Source organism: Thermococcus sp. MV11 (genome assembly GCF_012027285.1).
GTDB lineage: Archaea > Methanobacteriota_B > Thermococci > Thermococcales > Thermococcaceae > Thermococcus > Thermococcus cleftensis.
This window is the reverse complement of record NZ_SNUD01000002.1, coordinates 358,036-377,900: the sequence shown is the minus strand read 5'-3', so window position 1 is coordinate 377,900 and position 19,865 is coordinate 358,036. Positions and strand designations below refer to the sequence as shown.

Annotated in this window: 17 protein-coding genes; 6 read left to right on the top strand and 11 right to left on the bottom strand. The window is 57.4% G+C overall.

The window, feature by feature from the left end; genetic code table 11:
* Window positions 1-130: 130 nt before the first annotated feature.
* The 3 genes from E3E27_RS07220 (at window position 131) to E3E27_RS07210 (ending at window position 3,343) form a co-directional block, all read left to right on the top strand.
* Entirely contained in the window at window positions 131-880 is a 750-nt protein-coding gene (locus E3E27_RS07220; RefSeq protein WP_014788742.1) for an ATPase domain-containing protein, read from the top strand.
* A gap of 184 nt (window positions 881-1,064) precedes the next feature.
* Window positions 1,065-2,231: a hypothetical protein gene (locus E3E27_RS07215; RefSeq protein WP_206204822.1), complete on the top strand. Its 1,167-nt coding sequence runs from the start codon at window positions 1,065-1,067 to the stop codon at window positions 2,229-2,231.
* The gene (locus E3E27_RS07210) at window positions 2,213-3,343 is read left to right on the top strand and encodes a tripartite tricarboxylate transporter permease (RefSeq protein WP_371731573.1); all 1,131 of its coding nucleotides are present in this window, start codon (window positions 2,213-2,215) and stop codon (window positions 3,341-3,343) included. The genes E3E27_RS07215 and E3E27_RS07210 overlap by 19 nt, the downstream gene beginning before the upstream one ends.
* 10 nt (window positions 3,344-3,353) lie before the next feature.
* On the opposite strand, the gene E3E27_RS07205 is transcribed toward E3E27_RS07210, so the two are convergent.
* A complete protein-coding gene (locus E3E27_RS07205) occupies window positions 3,354-3,662 on the bottom strand; it encodes a DUF5748 family protein (RefSeq protein WP_014788739.1) in 309 nt (102 codons plus the stop codon).
* Between the two features lie 69 nt (window positions 3,663-3,731).
* On the opposite strand from E3E27_RS07205, the gene E3E27_RS07200 reads away from it, so the two are divergent.
* Window positions 3,732-4,922: a class I SAM-dependent rRNA methyltransferase gene (locus E3E27_RS07200; RefSeq protein WP_167774091.1), complete on the top strand. Its 1,191-nt coding sequence runs from the start codon at window positions 3,732-3,734 to the stop codon at window positions 4,920-4,922.
* Between the two features lie 67 nt (window positions 4,923-4,989).
* Here the strand turns inward: E3E27_RS07200 and E3E27_RS07195 are convergent, their stop codons facing one another.
* The 4 genes from E3E27_RS07195 to E3E27_RS07180 are packed head-to-tail and all read right to left on the bottom strand — an operon-like array spanning window position 4,990 to window position 9,307.
* Window positions 4,990-5,733, bottom strand: coding sequence for an RlmF-related methyltransferase (locus tag E3E27_RS07195; protein WP_167774002.1), 744 nt, complete (start codon window positions 5,731-5,733; stop codon window positions 4,990-4,992).
* Window positions 5,734-5,769: 36 nt separating this feature from the next.
* A complete protein-coding gene (locus tag E3E27_RS07190) occupies window positions 5,770-7,035 on the bottom strand; it encodes a M20 family metallo-hydrolase (RefSeq protein ID WP_167774001.1) in 1,266 nt (421 codons plus the stop codon).
* The gene (locus E3E27_RS07185; protein WP_167774000.1) at window positions 7,022-7,384 is read right to left on the bottom strand and encodes a PqqD family protein; all 363 of its coding nucleotides are present in this window, start codon (window positions 7,382-7,384) and stop codon (window positions 7,022-7,024) included. The genes E3E27_RS07190 and E3E27_RS07185 overlap by 14 nt, the downstream gene beginning before the upstream one ends.
* 48 nt (window positions 7,385-7,432) lie before the next feature.
* Window positions 7,433-9,307: an OPT family oligopeptide transporter gene (locus E3E27_RS07180; RefSeq protein ID WP_167773999.1), complete on the bottom strand. Its 1,875-nt coding sequence runs from the start codon at window positions 9,305-9,307 to the stop codon at window positions 7,433-7,435.
* Between the two features lie 282 nt (window positions 9,308-9,589).
* On the opposite strand from E3E27_RS07180, the gene E3E27_RS07175 reads away from it, so the two are divergent.
* The gene (locus E3E27_RS07175; protein ID WP_014788733.1) at window positions 9,590-10,405 is read left to right on the top strand and encodes an MBL fold metallo-hydrolase; all 816 of its coding nucleotides are present in this window, start codon (window positions 9,590-9,592) and stop codon (window positions 10,403-10,405) included.
* Between the two features lie 9 nt (window positions 10,406-10,414).
* Window positions 10,415-10,636 (top strand): hypothetical protein, encoded by a 222-nt coding sequence (locus E3E27_RS07170; protein WP_014788732.1) that lies wholly within the window; start codon window positions 10,415-10,417, stop codon window positions 10,634-10,636.
* A gap of 16 nt (window positions 10,637-10,652) precedes the next feature.
* On the opposite strand, the gene glmM is transcribed toward E3E27_RS07170, so the two are convergent.
* The 6 genes from glmM to E3E27_RS07140 are packed head-to-tail and all read right to left on the bottom strand — an operon-like array spanning window position 10,653 to window position 19,830.
* A complete protein-coding gene (glmM, locus tag E3E27_RS07165) occupies window positions 10,653-12,017 on the bottom strand; it encodes a phosphoglucosamine mutase (protein ID WP_167773998.1) in 1,365 nt (454 codons plus the stop codon).
* A 13-nt stretch (window positions 12,018-12,030) separates the two neighbouring features.
* On the bottom strand, window positions 12,031-12,441 hold the full coding sequence (locus E3E27_RS07160; RefSeq protein ID WP_167773997.1) for a UPF0146 family protein: 411 nt from the start codon (window positions 12,439-12,441) through the stop codon (window positions 12,031-12,033).
* Window positions 12,442-12,473: 32 nt separating this feature from the next.
* The gene (locus E3E27_RS07155) at window positions 12,474-13,592 is read right to left on the bottom strand and encodes an ABC transporter ATP-binding protein (RefSeq protein WP_167773996.1); all 1,119 of its coding nucleotides are present in this window, start codon (window positions 13,590-13,592) and stop codon (window positions 12,474-12,476) included.
* Window positions 13,593-13,618: 26 nt separating this feature from the next.
* A complete protein-coding gene (locus tag E3E27_RS07150; protein ID WP_167773995.1) occupies window positions 13,619-17,674 on the bottom strand; it encodes a glucodextranase DOMON-like domain-containing protein in 4,056 nt (1,351 codons plus the stop codon).
* A 9-nt stretch (window positions 17,675-17,683) separates the two neighbouring features.
* Window positions 17,684-18,934: an ABC transporter permease subunit gene (locus E3E27_RS07145; protein WP_167773994.1), complete on the bottom strand. Its 1,251-nt coding sequence runs from the start codon at window positions 18,932-18,934 to the stop codon at window positions 17,684-17,686.
* On the bottom strand, window positions 18,931-19,830 hold the full coding sequence (locus tag E3E27_RS07140) for a carbohydrate ABC transporter permease (protein WP_167773993.1): 900 nt from the start codon (window positions 19,828-19,830) through the stop codon (window positions 18,931-18,933). Before E3E27_RS07140 ends, E3E27_RS07145 begins: the two co-directional genes overlap by 4 nt.
* Window positions 19,831-19,865 lie beyond the last annotated feature (35 nt).

The window sequence follows — 19,865 nt, the reverse complement described above, 5'->3', positions numbered from 1 at the left end:
CCCTCTCCCGGGTACATTTTAATTCCGGTTCGAAAGCACGAGATTTCCCAAAAGTTTTATATCTCATTGACGCCACAGGTTATACCAGGAAAGACAGCGGGTTCGTGACGAACTCCAAAGGGTGGTCCGTATGATCACGAAATACACCGTTAAGAGAGTGAAAAGTGGCATTCCTGGCTTTGACGATTTAATCGAGGGTGGCTTTCCCAGCGGTACAACGGTTCTTGTTACCGGCCCCACGGGAAGTGGAAAGACTACTTTTGGCGTTCAGTTCGTCTACAAAGGTGCCGAGCTGTACGGTGAACCTGGTGTGATAGTCACCCTTGAAGAGAGGGCCCAGGACCTCAGGAGGGAGATGCTCGCCTTCGGCTGGGATCTCGAAAAGTACGAGAAGGAGGGGAAGCTCGCCATCATCGATGGAGTTAGTGCCGTGGTCGGTCTCCCCTCCGAGGAACAGTACGTCCTAGAGGGCAACCTCAACGCCGAGGACTTCCTCCGCTACATCTACCGTGTTGTCAAGGCCATAGACGCGAAGAGGCTGGTCATCGATTCGATACCGTCGATAGCCTTCAGGCTCAGGAAGGAGAACGAGATAAGGGAGGTTCTCCTTCAGCTCAACACTATCCTCCTCGAGATGGGCGTCACCTCGATACTCACCACCGAGGCCCCGGAGCCCGGCAGGGGCAGGATAAGCAGGTACGGCATAGAGGAATACATCGCCAGGGGAGTCATTCTCCTTGACTTCATTGAGAAAGAAGTCGAGCTGAAGCGCTACCTCCTGATAAGGAAGATGAGGGAGACGAAGCACTCAATGAAGAAGTACCCCTTCGAGATAAACGAGGAGGGCGTGGTGGTCTATCCAAGCGGGGAAGTTTACTGATTCTTTTTTGACCTCCTCGCCATTGGCAGGCAAGTTTTAGGTGTTCTCAGAAGGATACCCTTTGGGGTCTGTTGGCCCTGAAGGGAACGGTTTGGGGGTGGAAGTCTTCTCTTTCTAATGGTGCTGGGGACACGTCACTCTCCAAATAAGTAAAGTTTTTAAGGATCCGGTCTTACTTATTAACATGGTTCGAAGCAAAAAATTTGTGATGGTTCTATCTTTGGGATTGATCCTAGTTTTTATGTTACTGGACTTCATTGGTAATGAACGGATTGAATCTCGCGCATTTACTGGACTGTGCGTCCGCTCCGGGGGTGGCTTTTCTCTCCTCACCAACGGTGAGAGGACCATCGGTGTTTACGCCTCCCTGGAAGTGGGCAAAGTCTATCGGATTACTGGCGTACCCTTCAACACAACCGGCGGTGAGAGGATTCGTCCGGAGCGGATTGAACCGGCCGAGCCTGACTTTCCCCTCGAATCTATAACTGGCGCGTACTGGCCCTCCCGCGGTTACTACCTCCTGACGCCCGAGAGGATCAGGCTCGCCCTCACCATCAACGTTTCCAAGGGCGAGCTCGTGGAGGTGGAGGGGCTGTTCTATGGGGGCAGATTCTATCCCGTGAGGCATCGCCGTCTGGGAATGCCTAAGAAGCCCTTGGACGGAGTGCCCTGGCTGGTGGAGGGAGTGATTCTCTACTCCGGGAGGAATACGATCCTCTGGAACGGGAGTGAGGAGATAGTCGTTTACCCTCCCTACGGCCTGGAGCTTGAGCCGGGCCAGAGAGTCCGGGTTCTCGGAGTGGCGAGGTTCTACTCCAGGCTTACCCTCCTCGTGGACTCCAGGGAGGACGTTGAGATTCTTGGTCTGGCAGACAGAGCGCCCGTCTCCAGCGCTGGGGTTGGTCAGATTGTCGTCGGGAATTGTACAGTCCTCGGAACCGGCCGCTCCCTCAAACTCGACTGCGCCGACCTGAGACTCTACGGTTTCTCCGCGAGGGTTGGAGATTCGCTCCGCGTCGAGGCCTTGAGGAGGCCCTCCTCACTGCTCTGCCTCAACTGCACGGTGATAAGGCCGAGAGAACTGCTTCCGAACTCCATCTGCAACTTCTCCGAGGGAAGCTTCGCCAGAATAAGTGGAAACGTCTCATGGGTTAAGGTTTACAGAAACGGCTTCGGCCTGGCCAACGTGACGGACGGCAATTGCTGGGTGCTTCTCAAGCTGAGGAAGTCTCTGGGGATAACCCTTCAAGAAAACGAAACAGTCACTGCCTACGGCTTCTTCACGACATATCGCGGCATGCCGGCCTTTGAGATCGAGTCGGGTGATGACGTGTGCTCCGGGAACTGCTGACTGGTATGGCTGGTGGAACGCTCAGCGGGATTTCGCCCGGAATCCACGTCAATACCCTGGCGGCATTCCTTTCGAACGCCGGGATCCGCGACAACCTCGTCCTCTTCGTCATGGGCCTGACCCACACCTTCCTCGATGTGGTTCCCTCGGCCTTTCTTGGGGTTCCTGATGAGGGGACCTCGCTGGCTGTGTTGCCTGCCCACAGGCTCGTGCTCGGCGGGAGGGCGATGGAGGTGGTGAGGATAGCCCTCTGGGCGAGCTTTCTGGCAGTTATGATGACGATTCCCGCGATGCCCCTGTACCTCCATCTCGCGCCGCTGTACCGCCCGGACGCCGGCCGCTTCCTCGTTTTTCTGCTCGTGGTTTTTCTGGTGATGACGGAGCCCGGACTGAAGAAGCTTTCCGCCCTTCTCGTGTTCTTTCTCTCCGGGATTCTTGGAATGCTGACCTTCCGGCTCGGTCTCTCTCAGCCCCTCTACCACCTCTTCACGGGGCTGTTTGGAGTTCCCGTTATCCTGCTTTCGGCTTTGGAGGGAAGGACGCGCCCGATAGAGGCCGGAGACGGGGAGGTTCACCTGGATAAAAGCCACTTCCTGGGGTTTTCTGCCCTGGGAACGGCGCTGGGCATGGTAGCCTCGCTGGTTCCTGCCTTCACAGCCTCCCAGGCGGCCCTCATCGGTTCTCTCCTTTCGAAGGACGAGCGCTCCTTCCTGACGGTGGTCTTCTCGGTGAACACGGCCAACTTTCTCTTCTCCTTCACCAACTTCCTTGCCACGGGAAGGAGGAGAAACGGCATTGTGGCGCTGATGTCCCCCTTACCGCAAGAAGCCATAATCTTCTACCTCCTTACCGCCCTCTTCGTCTCCATAGCCGTTCTGCTCTACGGTGAGTTCCTGGCTGGCCTGGTAATTAGGGTTATTGGGAGGATTCCCTACAGGGGTTTGAACATTGGGGTTCTGGCTTTCCTTTTGGTGCTCTCGTTGGTATTTGATGGTCCGCTGGGTCTTTTGGTGCTTCTGGGGGCTTCCATGGTCGGCCTCCTGGCGTCAGCCCTGGGCGTGAAGAGAACCAACTGCATGGGGGTTCTCATGCTTCAGATAATAATCGGATAAGAAGGGGAGATCAGACGAACCTCTCCTTCATGATCTTCTGGAGCTCCGCGTAGTCGGTGACGATCCTCTTGCCGTCAAGCGTGGTGAAGTACGCCTTCTTGACCTTCATCGTCTTCATTTCAGTGTACTTCATCTCGGGCGGATCGTAAGAACCAGGCTCGACGACCTCGTCCTCGACGGTGTATGTTTCAAGCTCCGGCTGTCCGACGTACTTCCAGACCTCGTAGAAGACCTCCGGCTCCAGGTGGATTTCGCCGTCAATCTCTATCCAGTCCGCCCCTATGTCCTCAAGAAACTCCTTCACTACCTCGAAGTGCATAGAATCACCGGCATAATATAGGACGCTAAGGGTTATATACCTATCGCCGAACTTCCACCGGTGGTGAGAATGGCGAGGGTGATAGTAGATGCTCAGGCCGCGAGAGCCATAGGAAAGGGTGCGATGATCGTATTCAAAAAGGGCGTCGTGAGAACGGAAGGTAACTTCGAGCCCGGAGATATAGTCGAAGTCTACACTAGGGGTGGGAAGTTTCTAGGAAAGGGCTTTGTCAATCCCAACTCCAACATAATGGTTCGCCTAGTAACCAAGGACCGCGGGACGGAGATAAACAAGGAGCTCTTTCGCGAGAGGATTAGGAAGGCCAACGAGTACCGCAAGAAGGTTCTCGGCTACGACAAAGCCTACCGCATGGTCTACGGCGAGGCCGACTACCTGCCGGGTCTCATAGTGGATCGCTTCAATGAGATTGCCTCGATTCAGATTTCGAGCGTTGGAATGGAGCGCTTCAAGCTCGATTTGGCCGAGGCTATAATGGAGGCAGAGCCGGAGATAGAGACAGTCTTCGAGAAGAACACCGGGCGCTCGAGGAGGAGGGAAGGTTTGCCAGAGATAGAGCGCGTCCTCCTCGGTAAGGAGAAGTACCGGACGGTAATCGAGGAAGGAAAGGCCAAGTTCATCGTGGATATGCGGGGACAGAAGACGGGCTTCTTCCTCGACCAGAGGGAGAACAGAATAGCCCTTGAGAAGTACGTCAAGCCGGGAATGAGGGTTCTCGATGTCTTCACCTACACCGGCGGCTTCGCGATACATGCCGCCGTCGCTGGAGCCGACGAGGTGGTGGCTGTAGACAAATCCCCCTGGGCAATCAACATGGTGAAGGAGAACGCCAAGCTCAACGGTGTTGAGGACAAGATGAAGTACATAGTGGGTTCGGCCTTCCCGATAATGGAGGAGATGATAAAGAGGGGCGAGAAGTTTGACATCGTTATCCTCGATCCTCCTGCCTTCGTCCAGCACGAGAAGGACCTCAAGAGGGGGCTTCGCGCTTACTTCAACGTGAACTACGCCGGCTTACAGCTGGTGAAGGAGGGTGGAATCCTCGTTACGGCCTCCTGCTCCCAGCACGTGGACATGCAGGCCTTCAAGGACATGGTCATTGCGGCCGCTGCCAAGGCCGGGAAGTTCCTCAAGCTCCTCGAGCCCTACAGGACTCAGGCGCCGGACCACCCGATACTCATGGCCTCGAAGGACACGGAGTATCTCAAGGCGCTCTTCCTCTACGTGGAGGATATGAAGTAGGGACGATGAGGAGAAAGCACCTCCTCTGATTCCGGCGTGAGTGATGAGACGCCCACGGTCCGAGTCCCTAAGCCTTGAGAATTAGGCTGTGCCTCCACCTCGTTCCGGCCTTAAAGCGGACGTCCCTAACGGAGTAGCCCAGTTCTTCACCCTTCTCCGTTATTGCCTTGATAAGTGACTTTTTATCTGGCAAGAAGAGGGCAACTTGTCCGCCGGGTCTTAAATAGTCGAGTGCCTCTTCCATCAGTCGAACTGAGAAGGCCTCTCCGTACCTTCCGCCGCCTACCCCTTCGCGTTCCGTTAGAACTCCCCGCGTCGGTCTCTCGTAGTAGGGTGGGGCAGAGAAGATAACGTCGAACTTCTCCCCCTCAGGGATTATACCCCGGATTATCCCGCCGTCGCTTTTGATTAACCTGACTCTGGCATTGTTTCTCTCGATGTTGGTCTTGGCGTAGGCGAAAAACTCCTCATCAATCTCCGTAGCGGTAACGTCGCAGTTGAAAAGCTTCGCCGCCATGAGCGCCATTATGGCAGTATGCCCGGTTCCTATCTCCAGAACTCTCTCGCCGCCGCGGAGGAAGGTTTTGAGGAAGATGTAGCGCGAGACGGGGGTAGTAACAAGTCCGCGCGGGTGGTATTCTATGTCGAGACCGAAAACGGCCTTCGCTATCGCTTGATTGTAAAGTATTCTGGCTTTTCTGTTCGAGAAGTCCAGCCTGCCTTTCTTGTCGAGGTATTTTCCGAGCTCCGGAAAGAGCTTCAGGGCATCTTTTATCGGCAATCCGAGCTTTCCGTCCTTCCAGGTTGGCATGGTGGAAGATGGGGGTGAGGAAAAAAAGGCTTTCGCTCACAGGAGGGCCAAAGCCGCCATTACCTTCGCGTCTTCCACCATGTTCTTTATCCGGGCGTACTCGTTGGGCTGGTGGGCGGTCTCGTCGAGCGTCGCCCACACAACCGCCGGGATTCCGAGCTTCCTGAAGTAGGCTGCGAAGGTCCCTCCCCCTATTCCGCCGACCTTCGCCTCCTTTCCGCGGAGCCTCCTGAGGGCCTCTTTGAGCAGGAGAACTATCTCGCTGTTCGGATCCGTCGGCTCCGGGGCGTCCATGCGCTGGAGAACCTCGAATTCAATCTCCGGCAGAACTTTTCCATCGAACTCCTTCCTGTACTTCTCCATGACCTCCTCGGCAAGCCTCTCGGCGTCTTTCAGGATATCGTCTATGCTGTACCTCGGCAGAATCCTGCAGTCGAAGACGACCTCGTGCTCGCCGGGCGCTATGTTCGGGCTGTCGGCCGGGCCGCGAACCATCGTCGGCTCGAAGGTGCTCTCCGGCGGGTCGAACAGCTCGTCCCTCTCGCCGTACTTCTCGTGGAGCAGTCTGTCGAGGTGGTAGACGAAGTCAAGGGCGACGCGGTGGGCGTTCAGGCCTTTGTCCGGCATGCTCGCGTGAACCTGCTTGCCCCTGACCTTGACCCTGAGCCAGAGAATGCTCTTCTCGGCCACCTCGATGAAGGTGCCCTCCTCGTTCCCGCCGTCCGGGACTAAAACCAGGTCGTCCTTGCGGAACAGCTCCGGGTGCTCCCTCATCAGCCACTCGACGCCGTACTTGCTTCCGGTCTCTTCATCGCTGACGAAGGCTAGAATGACGGTTCTCTTCGGTCTTATCCCGAGGTTCATCATGGCCCTGACCGCGTAGAGGCTCGCGACCAAACTCTGCCCGTTGTCCTCGCTTCCCCTGCCGTAGACCTTGCCGTCCTTGACGACCGGCTTGAACGGCTCCGTGACCGTCCACTTGCTTAAATCTCCGGGCGGGACAACGTCGATGTGGGTGAGTATCCAGAGCCTCGGGCCTTCCTCGCCCTTCTCACCGTAGTAGTACGCTAAAATGCTCGGCCTAACACCGTTCTTGGCCCTCTCGTCCGGCGCGTTGTAGACTTCAACTTTGTCGAAGGGCCAGTCCTTGATTATCTCCAAAAGCTTCTGGGCCTTGTCGTATTCACCCTCGTAGCCGTAGTCCGGGCTTATGGCCGGGATCTTAATCAGTTCGACGAGCGTCTCGACCATCTCGTCCTGGAGCTTTTCAATCTCCTCCGAGATTCTTTCAAGCTCGGCCATTTGGATCACCACCGTTGATTAGCTCACTTCCGTTTTTAAACTCAATCAGGTACCTCTTCCTCAGCTCGAAAAGAAACGTCATCAGACGCTCGTAAAGGGGCTCAACTTCCTCCCCAAAGCGCGCCTTCAGGGCCTTTCCTATTTCCTTGACAGTTCTCCTCCCATCGCACAGCTCCCACGTATAGGCTCCCATCTCGTCAAGTTCTATCCTCCTGTACTCTCCGTGGAGCTTCCTCGCCAGAAAGTCCAGCTTGGACTCCATTGGTACCATCAGATAGTACTTTCCTTCGATCTTCCTGAGCTCGACCTTCTCGTTGCGCACTGGCACGAGGTTCATGTACTCTTCCATGCCCATTCCTCCGGCTGTCAAAATTTAAAGGTTGGGAAAAGAGGAAAATCACTTCTTCCTGCCGGTCATGTAGAGCCAGACCGCTATTCCTGCCAGGAGGATCATACCGAGAAGGTTGCTACTGAAGCCAGTGCTCGGCGCCACACCTGCTACTATAAGGGCGGCAAAGAATATGCCCATGAGGGCTTCACCGGCGATGAGTCCGGCCGCGCCAAGGACTCCTGGATCGGTTGGGCTCTCCTCATTGCTGTCCCTGGCCTTGCCGACGAAGTACCTGATGAGACCGCCGATGAATATCGGGACGCCGAGACTGAGCGGCAGGTAGATACCGACCGCGACAGGCATGACCGGAGTCCTGAACTTGGAGCCCTTCATTGCCAGAATCTCGTCGAGGATTATGAGGGCTATCGCTATTCCAGCGCCGATGTATATCATGCTCCACTCAAGGTTGCCGGTGAAGACGCCCTCGGTGACCTTGGCCATGAGGAAGGCCTGCGGGGCGGCCAGAGCGTTCTCCTTGGCGGTTGGCGTTCCGGCTATACCGTAGGCCTGTATGAGGAGGTTGAGCACAGGTGCCATGACGAGGGCGGCAAAGAACGTTCCGACTATCTCAAAGACCTGCTGCCTCTTTGGAGTTGCACCAACGATGTAACCCGTGGCCAGATCCTGCATGGTGTCACCGGCTATGGCAGCTGCCGTGCAGATAACCGCCGCCACGAGTATGGTTGCCGCCATACCCTCCATTCCGCTGAGACCCAGGCCCTTGAGCACAAAGGCTGTGAAGAGCAGGCTCATGATGGTGATTCCCGAGACCGGGTTGTTGGAGGAACCAACGACACCCGCGAGGTAGCCGGCTATTGAGCTTCCAAGGAAGCCGACGATGAGGAGTATCACCGCCATTATTGCCGCGATTCCTATAGAGCCTATGATATGGAAGTACAGCAGGAACAGCGGTATCACGAAGGCTGCTATAAGCACCAGCACGTAGTTGAGCGGGAGATCCTCCTCGGTTCTGAGTATGGCCTCTCCGGACTGCTTCCTCTTTGCCACCTCAAGGCCGGCCTTGATTCCCCTCTTTATCGGTTTCCTGAGCTTGATGAGGCTCCAGAGGCCACCGACGACCATTGCACCGACACCCATGTAGCGAATCTTGGTGCTCCATATGGTCCAGGCGAGGTCGAGGGCGCTCATGTCGCCGTGGTTCATCTGGCCGGCGTAGAGTGGTATTGCTATGAACCAGGCTATCGCGCCTCCGAGGAAGACGAGGAACGCTATGTTGAGGCCAACGATGTAGCCAACCGCTATGAGTGCCGCAGAGAGGTCGCTTCCGAAGTAGTAGACGCGGGAACCGACCATCTTTGCGGCTTCGACGGTTCCGGACCAGAGGCCGGAGCTTCCGAAGAGTTTGAAGAGACCGCCGAAGATTCCACCGTAGAGTATCGGCTTGGCGTGGCTTCCGCCCTTGTCCCCTGCTATGAGAACCTCGGCACAGGCCGTTCCTTCTGGATAGGGGAGCTTTTCCTCGACGATGAACGCCCTCCTCAGCACAATTGTGAAGAGCGCACCGAGGGAACCGCCGAGCGCTGCTATTATAGTAACGATGTAATACGGGAAGGTTGTGTAGTAGCCCAGGACGACGAGGGCGGGAAACGTAAATATAACTCCCGCCGCTAGCGACTCACCGGCGGACGCTGCTGTCTGCACCATGTTGTTTTCCAAGATGTTTCTGTCCTTGAAGGCGAAGAGTATTGCCATCGATATGACCGCCGCCGGAATGCTGGCGCTGACTGTCATGCCGGCGTACATTCCTAGGTAGGCGTTGGCGGCGCCCATCACTATCGACAAAATAACACCCAAAACAAAGGCCTTGACCGTGTACTCTGGCAGGGACTTCTCAGGTGGTATGTATGGTTTCATCTCCATGGATTGCACCTCCAATGGGGGGCGTAGTAATTGATGTTATTGTTCGTTAAAAATGTTTTGTAACTGCCGATTTTTTTGAATTAAATATTGGGTTTCCCTCTATTATGTTACTACATGTTCCAACCAATCTCTGCCTAGAAGGGTCTTGCTTAACCCCATGTTACATTGATGTCCTATGAAACGGCAGTCATGTATATAAACGTCCACAGGCTCGGTGGGCAATGCCTTATATACCCAAGCGGTGACACTTCTACGTCTGCAAAAGAAACCGGGGGTGGAGAATTGATAGAGATAACGTTCCTCGGGAGCGGGGGCGGGAGGTTCATCACGATAACCCAGTTCCGCTCCACCGGGGGATTCCACATAAGGGCGAGCAGGAACGTCTACGTTGATCCAGGGCCAGGCGCGCTGGTGAGGAGCTGGCGCTACAAGCTCGACCCCAGGAAGCTCGACGTCATCTTCGTCTCCCACAGGCACGTGGACCACTGCAACGACGTGGAGGTAATGATAGAAGCCATGACCGGCGGAGCGCTTAAGAAGAGGGGTGTTTTGATAGCCTCGAAGAGCGTTATCCACGGCGATGAAACCCACACGCCCGCGGTGAGCAAGTACCACCTGGACGTGCTCGAGAGCATACACATTCCCGAGCCGGGGAGCAGGATAGCGATAGGTGAGGAGGAGTTCCTCATAACCCCGACCCAGCACTCGGACCCTACCACCATCGGCTTTCGCATGAAGACGAGGTACGGCGACATATCCTATATCCCCGACACGGCGTACTTCGATGAACTCCTGGAGTGGCACGACGGCGCGAGGCTCATAATAGCGGCAATAACCAGGCCAAGGGACATGGGCATTCCGTACCACCTCAGCACCGACGACGCGGTTGAGATGCTCAAGAATATGGAGCACAAACCTGATGCCCTCGTGATGAGCCACATCGGAATGAAGATGCACTTCGCCAACCCCTACAAGGAGGCCAAGTACATCGAAACCGTCACCGGCGTCAAGACCTACGTGGCCAAGGAGGGCTTCAGGGTCATGGTGGAGAAGAACGAGATAGCGGTTAGAACTCTCAGGCCTGCGAGGTTCATCTGAGGTGGTTCCATGGGCGGAAAGGCCCTCGCCTCCGTTTCGGCTTTCTCCTTTATGCTCAATCTGTTCTTTGGAGAATCCCGCCTGTCACTTGATCTCCTGGTTCCTCTGCTTGTCTACTGGCTCTACCTGATGGGAACCGGAAAAAGGCCCGGACCTTGGGTTCTCGTCCGGGATTTGGGATTAATATTCCTCGCTGGAACGGCCGGCTGGTTGCTCGGAGTTATGGTCTAAAAGTGGAAAATAGGGCTCAGCCCTTCTTCATGACATCTTCAACGGCCTTCTTGACCGCTCCGTAGGCCAGCTCGAAGAGCTCGTCGCGTCTCTTCTCACTGGGAGCTTCAACAACAACGCGAATCTTCGGCTCCGTCCCGCTCGGCCTCACGAGAACCCACGAGCCGTCCTTCAGGTTGAAGCGGAAGCCGGAAATAGTCAGAACTTCCCTGGTCTCGCTTCCCAGCTTCTCCTCAAGGGCCATGTACGCTCTCTCCATTACCGCCCCCTTGAACTCGTCCGGGCAGGGGACGTTCCTCTTGGTGAGGTAGAACTCAGGAACGTTCTCCCTCACTATCTCTGACAGGGGTTTCCCTTCCTCGTCTATGAGTTTGAGCAGAAGCCCCATCGTTACGAAGCTGTCTATCCAGTTGCCGAACCTCGGGTGGACGAGTTTCCAGGGTTCAGCGGCAAAGATGGCCCCGTATCTCTTTATTCCGTCGTGTGGCTGGCCGAGGGGAATCCTCACCACCCTTCCGCCGGCCTCCTCGACGACGTAGTCTATCCTCGAGCCCGTGTCTATGGAAACGACCACCGTTCCGCCCCCGTGTTCCTCGGTGTAGAGCTTGGCGAAGAGCGCTATAACTGTGTCCTCGTGGAGGTAGTTGCCCCTTTCGTCGAAGACCGCTATCCTGTCGGCGTCGCCGTCCTGGGCTATGGCAATATCAACGCCCAGCTCCCTCACGAGCTCTCCGAGGTAGGCTATGTTCTCGTAGCGAGGCTCGGGCTTCCTTCCCGGGAAGTGGCCGTCCACGTGGGCGTTCACGCTTATGACCTTCGCCCCCATCTCGCGCAGGAGGTAAGGAGCCAGAACGCTCCCGGCACCGTTGGCGCCGTCGTAAAGGACCTTTAAGCCCGTCTCGTGGTTCACGAAGTCGAGAACGGCCCCGATGTAGTCATCTATGACGTCGAGGGGCTTCACCGTCTTTATCTCGTCCCACCTGGCCTTCCTGAAGTTTCCTGAGAAAACGAGCTCCTCAAGCTTCCCCTCCTGCTCGACGTAGAACTCGGTTCCATCGCCGTTGAAGACCTTTATCCCGTTGTCGGTCGGCGGGTTGTGGCTGGCCGTTATCATAACCCCGCCGTCGCCGTGCTCTCTCGTCGCCCAGGCCAGGGCTGGCGTCGGGATTAAATCCGCGTCGAGAACCTCCTTCCCGGTCGAGAGGAGCCCCGCGATGAGGGCGTTCTTGAGCATCACGCTTGAAGTTCTCCCGTCCCTCGCGACCACTATGTCCTCTCCCTCGATGTAAGTTCCCATCGCCTTCCCGATGTCCATCGCGAGCTCGGGAGTGACCTTCTCCCACAACCTTCCCCTGATCCCAGCGGTGCCGAAGAGCCTCATGTCACCACCGGAACTATTTGGTGCGGGGGTTATAAACGTATATCGCCAGTCCGCGGTGGTTTCCCAGCCTCATTCCCCTGGGCATTGCATCTCCCGCCAGCGGCAAAATGTAAACCGGCAGTCTTAGCGTCCTGCCGAGCTTTAGAATGGGCCGCACTATCTCCGGCGTGGGCCTGACTGAGTAGAGCGCGCGGGCAGTTCTGTAAAGTTCGAGCCTCGGGCTGAACAGGTCGTCTCGTACCGCCCCTATGCCCAGCTCCCTTGCCCGTTCAACAGACTCGGGGTTCCAGTCGATGGCCAGAACGTCGTACCCCAGGCTTTTCAGTTTGAGCGCGACCTTGAACTGGAAGCCTATCCCTAGCTCGACTACCTTCCCCCTTGGAATCTCCCTGGCTAGGAACTCGGCGAAGTCCTCTATGGGCATGGGAGAAAATGGGAGGGGAGGTTTAAAAAGCTTCAGAAAACTGCCTTCCCACTCCCCTTCTCGAAGACGTGGGCCTTGCGCATGTCGAAGACGACATCGATCTCCTGGCCTTCCGTCACTTTGGACTCCGAGCGGAAGGAGCCCAGGAATGTGACGTCGCCGACGCTCAGGTGGACTATCTTCTCGCTTCCGAGGTTCTCGATGATGTCCACCATGGCCCGAACCATGTTCTCTCCTGGTACCTTGACCTGGGCGAACATCGCGTCGTAGAGGTCCTCAGGGCGAATTCCGAAGATGACTTCCCTCCCGACGAGGTTCCTCTCCTCGAGAACCTCGAACTGGTCGGGGAGGAACTTGAGCCTGAACTCGCCGAAGTCGGCGAAGCCGTCCTCGGTCACCGTCGCGTCCATGAAGTTCATCGGGGGCGAGCCTATGAAGCCGGCAACGAAGGTGTTCGCGGGCCTGTCGTAGACCTCCTCCGGCGTTCCGACCTGCTGGAGGACGCCCTGGTTTATGACCGCTATCCTGTCGCCCATGGTCATGGCCTCAACTTGATCGTGGGTGACGTAGATTGTGGTAACTCCAAGCTGCCTCTGGAGTCTCTTGAGTTCGGCGCGCATCTTCACCCTGAGCTTTGCGTCCAGGTTACTCAGGGGCTCGTCCATGAGGAAGACCTGGGGCTTCCTCACTATCGCCCTGCCCAGGGCAACCCTCTGCCTCTGACCACCGCTCAGCTCCCTCGGCTTCCTCTTGAGGAGCTCCGTCAGGCCGAGAAGTTCCGCGACTTCCCTGACGCGCTGGTCTATCTCCTGCTTCGGCACCTTCCTGAGCTTGAGGGGGAAGGCTATGTTATCGTAGACAGTCATGTGGGGGTACAGCGCGTAGCTCTGGAAGACCATCGCGATGTCCCTGTCCTTCGGTGGAACGAAGATTCCCTTCTCGGGGTCGGCCACGAGCCTGTCCCCGACGTATATCTGCCCCCTCGTCGGCTCCTCGAGGCCGGCTATCATCCTCAGCGTGGTGGTCTTTCCGCAGCCGCTAGGTCCGAGGAGGATCATGAACTCCCCGTCCTTGACGTCGAGGTTCATCTCCCTTACCGCGGTGAACTCCCCGAACTGCTTCCAGACGTTGATGAGCTTTACCTCGGCCATTTTATCACCTCAAAAATTTGAAAGGGTCAGCGCCTCCTTCTGAGGAGGAGCGGTATCGTGGCGAGTGCTATTAACGCGGCCGGACCGCAGATTCCTCCACCGCCTTCGGTGGTAGTGGTTGGTGCGGTGGTGCTCGGGCTGCTGGTGGTCGGAGTGGTAGTGGTGGTAGTGGCAGTCTGGCTCGGTGAGGTCGTCGAGGTTTCGCTCGTGGTCGTGGTGGTTTCGGTCGGTGTCTCGGTCGGGGTCGGCTCCTCGCCGCCGGTGCCCTCGACGAGCGGTATCATGAGCACGGTGGCGAGTTTCATATCGTTGGCGTCGTAGGAGCTTAACTGCTCTTCCTGGGTTGGCTCAAAGCCGGGTGGGACGAGCTCATCGACCACCCTCGGTGCGACGCCGTTTATGACCGCGTTCGGGTCCGCCCCGCCGAGCTTCCACTGCTCCGCATCGACCGCTACCGGCCTCCACTTGTCAGGACCGTAGCCGTCCTGGGAGCCAACGAGCACGGAGGCGTAGAGGCCGTAATCCCCTATGGCCGGCAGGTACTTCTTGGGTAGCCTGACGACTATCGCGTTCTTTACCGGGTCGGCTGAGATCTGCATTTCGCCCTGGTAGACGGTTCCGTTGGGCAGGACGATGAGGTTACCGTAGTCCCAGCCCGCTATCCTCAGGGCCACGTCCCAGGGGTGCCTGGGGTCGAGCTGGACGTTGCTTCCCGGGCCATCGGGGAACATCTTTATCGCCGAGCTGTTACCGCCGTCGGTGTAGTCGAGGTAGACCTCGATTATCTGGAGGCTGAAGCCGTTGGGAGCGTTCCACGGGTTGCCACCGAGGTCCTTGAAGTAGAACTCGAGCGTCCAGTCGTCGCTTCCCTCGATCATCTTGAACTTCAGCAGGTCAAGGTGCCCCGGAACGAAGACCTTGTCGGTGGGGTAGGTGTAGGTTCCCGGTCCGTGGTCGTCACCCTCGGGGTCGTTCACGACTATTCCCTGCTTGAGTAGCGGAAGGGCCTTGACGGTGGCGAGTTTCATATCGTTGGCGTCGTAGCTGCTCAGCTGCTCCTCCTGGGTTGGCCTGAAGTTTGCAGGAGCGAGGAGGTCGATTACCCTGGGTGCAACACCGTTTATGACCGCGTTCGGGTCTGCTCCACCGACTTTCCACTCCTCGGCCTCAACCGCTACCGGTCTCCACTTGTCCGGCCCGTAACCGTCCTGGCTCCCGGTTAGGACGGCTCCCCAGAGGCCGTAGTCCTCGTTTATCGCTATGTACTTCTTCGGGACTTTCACTATCACCGCGTTCTTTACAGGGTCTGCCGAGATTTGCATCTCTCCCTGGTAGGCGGTTCCGTTCGGAAGGACTATCAGGTTTCCGTAGTCCCAGCCGGCAATCCTGAAGGCGACGTCCCACGGGTGGTCCGGGTCGAGGTTCACGTTGGCCCCGGGCCCGTCCGGGAACATCTTTATCGCCGTGCTGTTGCCGCCGTCCTTGAAGTCGAGGTAGACCTCTATTATCTGGAGGCTGAAGCCGTTGGGAGCGTTCCACGGGTTCCCTCCAAGGTCCTTGAAGTAGAACTCCATCACGTAGCTGTCGGTCTGCTCAAGCATTCTGAAGCGGAGGAGGTCGAACACGCCCGGCTTGAAGACGTCGTTGGTCGGGTAGGTGTAGGTTCCCGGTCCGTGGTCGTCACCCTCGGGGTCGGCTATGTCGGCTATGACGACTCCCTTTACCTCGGTCGGGAGCTTCAGCTCGACGGGGGTGCTTATGACCTCCAGCCTGCCGTCCTTCACGGTCGAGACGGCGAAGTAGAAATCGGCAGGGTTCTCTATGTACTCGAAGGGCACAACAACCTCTATTCCTTCACTCGTCTCCCTGACCGTCGCCTCACCGAGCTTTTCGCTGTTCTCGTAGTCGGTGGCCTTGTACACCTCGGCCTTCCCATCGCGGTAGACGAGGTGCTTGGTTATCATCAGCCCGACGCTGTCCGCTGAGAACGGGAACATGGAGTACCTGAGCTCGCCCGGCCTCCCCTGGAGGAGGGTGAAGGTGTTCCCGACGCGCTCGTCCTTCTCCCAGATGCTGACCTCGAACTGACTCAGGTTACCCCTGACGATGAAGTGAAGTCCCTCGCCGTCGAAGTAGACGCTAACGCCCTCCGCCAGCGGCGACATGCTGGAGTAATTCTTCATCTCCCCCTCCTTGAGGCCGTCGAGGGCCCTGGTGACGTAGGGCTCCCCGTCCGGGAAGTAGTTGCCGAAGAGGTAGCTCGGCGGCTCGACTCCGGCGAGCCTGTACATCTCGTAGAGGTAGGTCTTGAGGTAGCGGTCGAAGGTGAAGTCCTGCCCGCTGTTCTGGTCACTCCCGTACCACCAGAACCAGTCGCTCGCCTCGGCGCGGAGCAGGTACTCGTGGGCCTTCTCCCAGTCCTCCTGGCTCATCTCGTCCTTCTTCTCCATCAGGGTCTTCCTCGCCAGGTAGAGCCAGTACCAGCCGTAGTTCTCTTGAGGCTCGCCTATCCAGGTGGAGAGCGTTCCGTCTATCCAGCTGCTCTCGGGCCACTGCATCTCCTCCTTGACGCCGACCATGTCGTAGAGGTCGCCGAGGCTCTGGGCTTTGAGGAGGGCCTGGACGTTGTCGCCCGTGAGGTCAAGGCGCTCCATCATCTTGGGGGTGAGCTTGTTGGCCTGGTCCCCGTAGAGCTGGATGTACTCGCTCGGCGTGAGGGTTCTTATCAGTCCCTGCTCCTGGAGCTCGGTCAGCTTCTTGTAGAGCTCGGTCAGGAAGAGCTTGCCGTCGTAGGGGTAGTGCTCCCACGGGTTCTCGCCGTCGAGGGTGACCACGTAGACCAGCGAACCGTCGTAGTTCTCCTTCTGTATCTTGAGGAGCTCGTTCACGAAGTCATCAACCGCCTGGTACTGGTTCATACCCGCGTAGGTGAAGCCAACGCGGTCGCTCAGCGCGTGGTCGCGCGGGAAGAGGTAGATCTTCTTTCCGTTGAACTCGGCCACCCAGGGCTTGTAGTAGTTCTCAACGGTGTTCTCGACGCCGAGCCTGTCGAGGACGAGCTGGTCGGTCATGACCCAGGTCCAGCCGTTGTTGGCGAGTATCTCGAGGGTCTTGTCGTTCAGGGCACTCTCGGCGGCCCAGCCACCGACAGGCACTGCCGTCCCGTTCCCGAGGTACTGCTTGTAAAGCTCGTCCGCCCTCTTCACCTGGTCGTTGAAGTCGCCCTCCCAGCCGAAGTCGTTGAGTATCGGCCCTATCGGGTGGGCGTAGGGAACGACGGTAACTTCGACGTTGCCGTTCCCGAGGAGGAGGTTTACCTTCTCGTGCTCCTCGAAGGTGTGGTTGAGGAGCCAGAGCTGGGCGTCGAGGACGGTTTTAACGTCGTCCCTCGTGTAGCCTCCCTCGTCCACCTTGTCGTAGAGGGCCTTAAGCTCGGGGTGGGTCATTATGTAGTTGTAGTCTATCCAGGCGAGGTTGAAGAGAACCGCCAGGTCAATGTAGTCCTGCTCCGTGAACTCGTTGGTGACCGCGACTTTCTGCTCCTCGAGCGGAAGGTTGGCGTACTTGGCCTTTGCGGCCATCATTTTATCCTTCAGCTCCGTGTAGCGGTCCCAGAAGTCCCTTATCGGGTTGCCGCTGGGGTCTGTTATGGGCTCGCCGTTCCATGGTATGGTGTGGTCGAAGAACCCCCCGGGTGCCTGGAGCATGAACCACTTCTCCTCGACGGTGAGGGGCTCTCCGTTTGCTATCTTCTCTGTGATTATCTGGTATGTGTCCTTCTTGCCGTTCATGTAGTCCGCCAGCTGGGCTATGAGCGAGCCAGACAAATCGATCGTCGCGTGAACCTCCGGGTACTGGCTCAGGTAGTAGGCCATCTTCCAGTAGTTGTTGGCAGCGTGGAGCCTGACCCAGGGCCTCGTGTAGATGTCCTGGATCGGGTCGTAGTAGTAGGGCTGGTGCTGGTGCCAGACGATTATGACGTTGAGCGGCTTCGGTTCGGCCGCCCCAACGGTCTTTACGTTCGCTCCAATCAGACTTCCAACCATCAAAACTGCCAGGAGTAGGGCAACCACCCTTCTCATGCTATCACCTCATTCCTTGAGTCCTCCAACGGTAAGACCGCTCCTTATGTAGTTCTGGGCGAGCATGAACATCAGGAACACCGGCAGGGCGAAGAGCAGTGCCGCCGCCGCGAAGTAGCTCCAGTCTATGCCCCTGCCGATGCCGCCCAAGAGGAGGTATATCCACACCGACAGCGGCTGGTTGGGTTCGGTCAGGAGCAGGCTGGCGAGTATGAACTCCGTCCAGCCGCCTATGAAGGCGAATATCGCGACGGTCGCTATTCCTGGAAGGGCCATCGGGAGGAGCACGTGCCTGATTATCTGCAGGTAGCTCGCGCCGTCCACCAGGGCCGCCTCGTCGAAGTCCGGGCTTATGGAGTCGATGTAGCCCTTGAGGAGCCAGGTGTTGAAGGGAACGCTTCCGGCCGCGTAGATGAAGGACAGCACCGGCAGCTTGTCGTAGAGGCCGAGCTTGACGACCATACCGTAGAGCGCTATAAGGCCTGCTATGCCCAGTCCTCCAGCGACCTGGGTGAACATCAGGTAGAAGTAGAGCACGTGGTCCCTGCCGAAGAACTTCATGCGCGAGAACGCGTAGGCCGCTGGAACCACGAAGAGCAGGGCCAGCAGGACGGTCAGCGTGGCTATTATGAGGCTGTTCTTGAGGTAGCCGAAGAACTTGGAGTTCACGAACTTCCCTATGTTGGTGAAGCTCACGGTCCCGGTGTTCCTGGCCACGACGTACTTCTCCATCTGGCCCGAGACCTTCACTCCCTCGACCTCCCCGCTCTTCAGCTCTACGTCCCTGACTATCGCGAACCCTATGCTCCCGTCCTCGTTCACCCTGGTCAGGACGAACAGTCCGCTTACCTCCCCTTTCAGCCTGCCCTGGGCGTTTTGAGCGGTCGAGACGTCGAAGGTCAGTCCCTTCACTGGGATCTCAAAGGTCAGCCCCGTGAACGGGCCGTACTTCACCTTCCCCTTCAGCGTGCCGTCCACCAGGTAGAGCTTGCCGTCCTGGACGTGGGCGCTTCCCTCTATGGTCCCCGTGAAGTTCTCGCTCAGCTTGCTCCCGGAGAACCCGAAGAGCACCTCGCGGTAGGAGTCGAGGCTGACGTTCCTGGGTATCAGGTGGAATTCGGTCGTTGCCAGCGTCGAACCCGGGGTTATGGAGACGGTGAAGATGTAGTAGACCGGGAAGAGTATTATGAACATCACGAAGATGGCTATCAGGGTGAGGGTGAAGGTCTTGATGACCTCCCCCTTTCTCCTGCCCATCATCCCTTAGCACCCTCCTGGAGCCTGGTTATCCTGACGTTGACGTACATGTAAACCGCCAGCACGAGCGTGGCCACTATCATTATCGCCGCCGCCTTTCCGTAGTGCGGGCTCGCTCCAAAGGCCTTCCTGAAACCGTAGAGCAGTATGAACTTGTCCTCGAAGAGGCCGGCGTTGTAGATGTAGGGCACCATGAAGTACTGGAAGCTCGCCGCGCTGGTCAGTATCGTCGCGAAGGCTATCGGTTTGCCGACTATCGGAAGGACCACGTGCCTTATCCTCTGCCAGTAGTTGGCGCCGTCTATTATCGCCGCCTCCATCAGCGTGTCCGGAACCGACTGCAGGGCGGCGGTTATGACGGTTATCATGAAGGGGTACGCCAGCCATACCTCGATTATGTTGAGTGCTATGAATGCCCAGAACGGGTCGTTGATCCAGTTGGGCAGGTTCTGAACCCCGAGGGATTTGAGCACCTGATTTACCGGCCCGAATATCGGGTCGAACATGAACTTCCAGACGGTGACGGAGAAGAGGAGCGGCAGGGCCCAGGGGATTATCAGGAGGGAACGGTAGATCATTTTGCCCTTGACGTACTTGCTGTTGTAGAGCAGGCTGAGGAAGATTCCGGCGAGGACCTTGAGGGTGACGCTGGTGACGACGAATATCCAAGTCCACATGAAGGCGCTCCTGAATGTTTCGTCGTTGAGTATCCAGCGGAAGTTCTCCAGCCCGACGAACTTGAGCGGCGGCGCATCTGGAGCCTGGACCGGGAAGTTACCGAGCTGGGCGTTGGTGAAGGCCAGGTAGATGGAGTATATTATCGGCCACAGGTTGAAGAACAGGAACGCGGCCATTCCTGGCAGGATGAGGAACAGGGCGATGGTGGTAGTCTTCTTCATGGCGGAATCCCTCCGAAAAGTGTGAAAAAGAGAGA

What these genes read in the sequence shown, in the direction of transcription:
- E3E27_RS07215 (WP_206204822.1), top strand. Translation starts at nt 1,065, where the DNA reads ATGGTTCGAAGCAAAAAATTTGTGATGGTTCTATCTTTGGGATTGATC.
- E3E27_RS07195 (WP_167774002.1), bottom strand. Translation starts at nt 5,733, where the DNA reads ATGCCAACCTGGAAGGACGGAAAGCTCGGATTGCCGATAAAAGATGCC.
- glmM (WP_167773998.1), bottom strand. Translation starts at nt 12,017, where the DNA reads ATGAGGCTCTTCGGCACCGCTGGGATCAGGGGAAGGTTGTGGGAGAAG.
- E3E27_RS07170 (WP_014788732.1), top strand. Translation starts at nt 10,415, where the DNA reads ATGGGCGGAAAGGCCCTCGCCTCCGTTTCGGCTTTCTCCTTTATGCTC.
- E3E27_RS07140 (WP_167773993.1), bottom strand. Translation starts at nt 19,830, where the DNA reads ATGAAGAAGACTACCACCATCGCCCTGTTCCTCATCCTGCCAGGAATG.
- E3E27_RS07150 (WP_167773995.1), bottom strand. Translation starts at nt 17,674, where the DNA reads ATGAGAAGGGTGGTTGCCCTACTCCTGGCAGTTTTGATGGTTGGAAGT.
- E3E27_RS07155 (WP_167773996.1), bottom strand. Translation starts at nt 13,592, where the DNA reads ATGGCCGAGGTAAAGCTCATCAACGTCTGGAAGCAGTTCGGGGAGTTC.
- E3E27_RS07190 (WP_167774001.1), bottom strand. Translation starts at nt 7,035, where the DNA reads ATGGCCGAGCTTGAAAGAATCTCGGAGGAGATTGAAAAGCTCCAGGAC.
- E3E27_RS07205 (WP_014788739.1), bottom strand. Translation starts at nt 3,662, where the DNA reads ATGCACTTCGAGGTAGTGAAGGAGTTTCTTGAGGACATAGGGGCGGAC.
- E3E27_RS07220 (WP_014788742.1), top strand. Translation starts at nt 131, where the DNA reads ATGATCACGAAATACACCGTTAAGAGAGTGAAAAGTGGCATTCCTGGC.
- E3E27_RS07160 (WP_167773997.1), bottom strand. Translation starts at nt 12,441, where the DNA reads ATGCCCATAGAGGACTTCGCCGAGTTCCTAGCCAGGGAGATTCCAAGG.
- E3E27_RS07200 (WP_167774091.1), top strand. Translation starts at nt 3,732, where the DNA reads ATGGCGAGGGTGATAGTAGATGCTCAGGCCGCGAGAGCCATAGGAAAG.
- E3E27_RS07185 (WP_167774000.1), bottom strand. Translation starts at nt 7,384, where the DNA reads ATGGAAGAGTACATGAACCTCGTGCCAGTGCGCAACGAGAAGGTCGAG.
- E3E27_RS07180 (WP_167773999.1), bottom strand. Translation starts at nt 9,307, where the DNA reads ATGGAGATGAAACCATACATACCACCTGAGAAGTCCCTGCCAGAGTAC.
- E3E27_RS07145 (WP_167773994.1), bottom strand. Translation starts at nt 18,934, where the DNA reads ATGATGGGCAGGAGAAAGGGGGAGGTCATCAAGACCTTCACCCTCACC.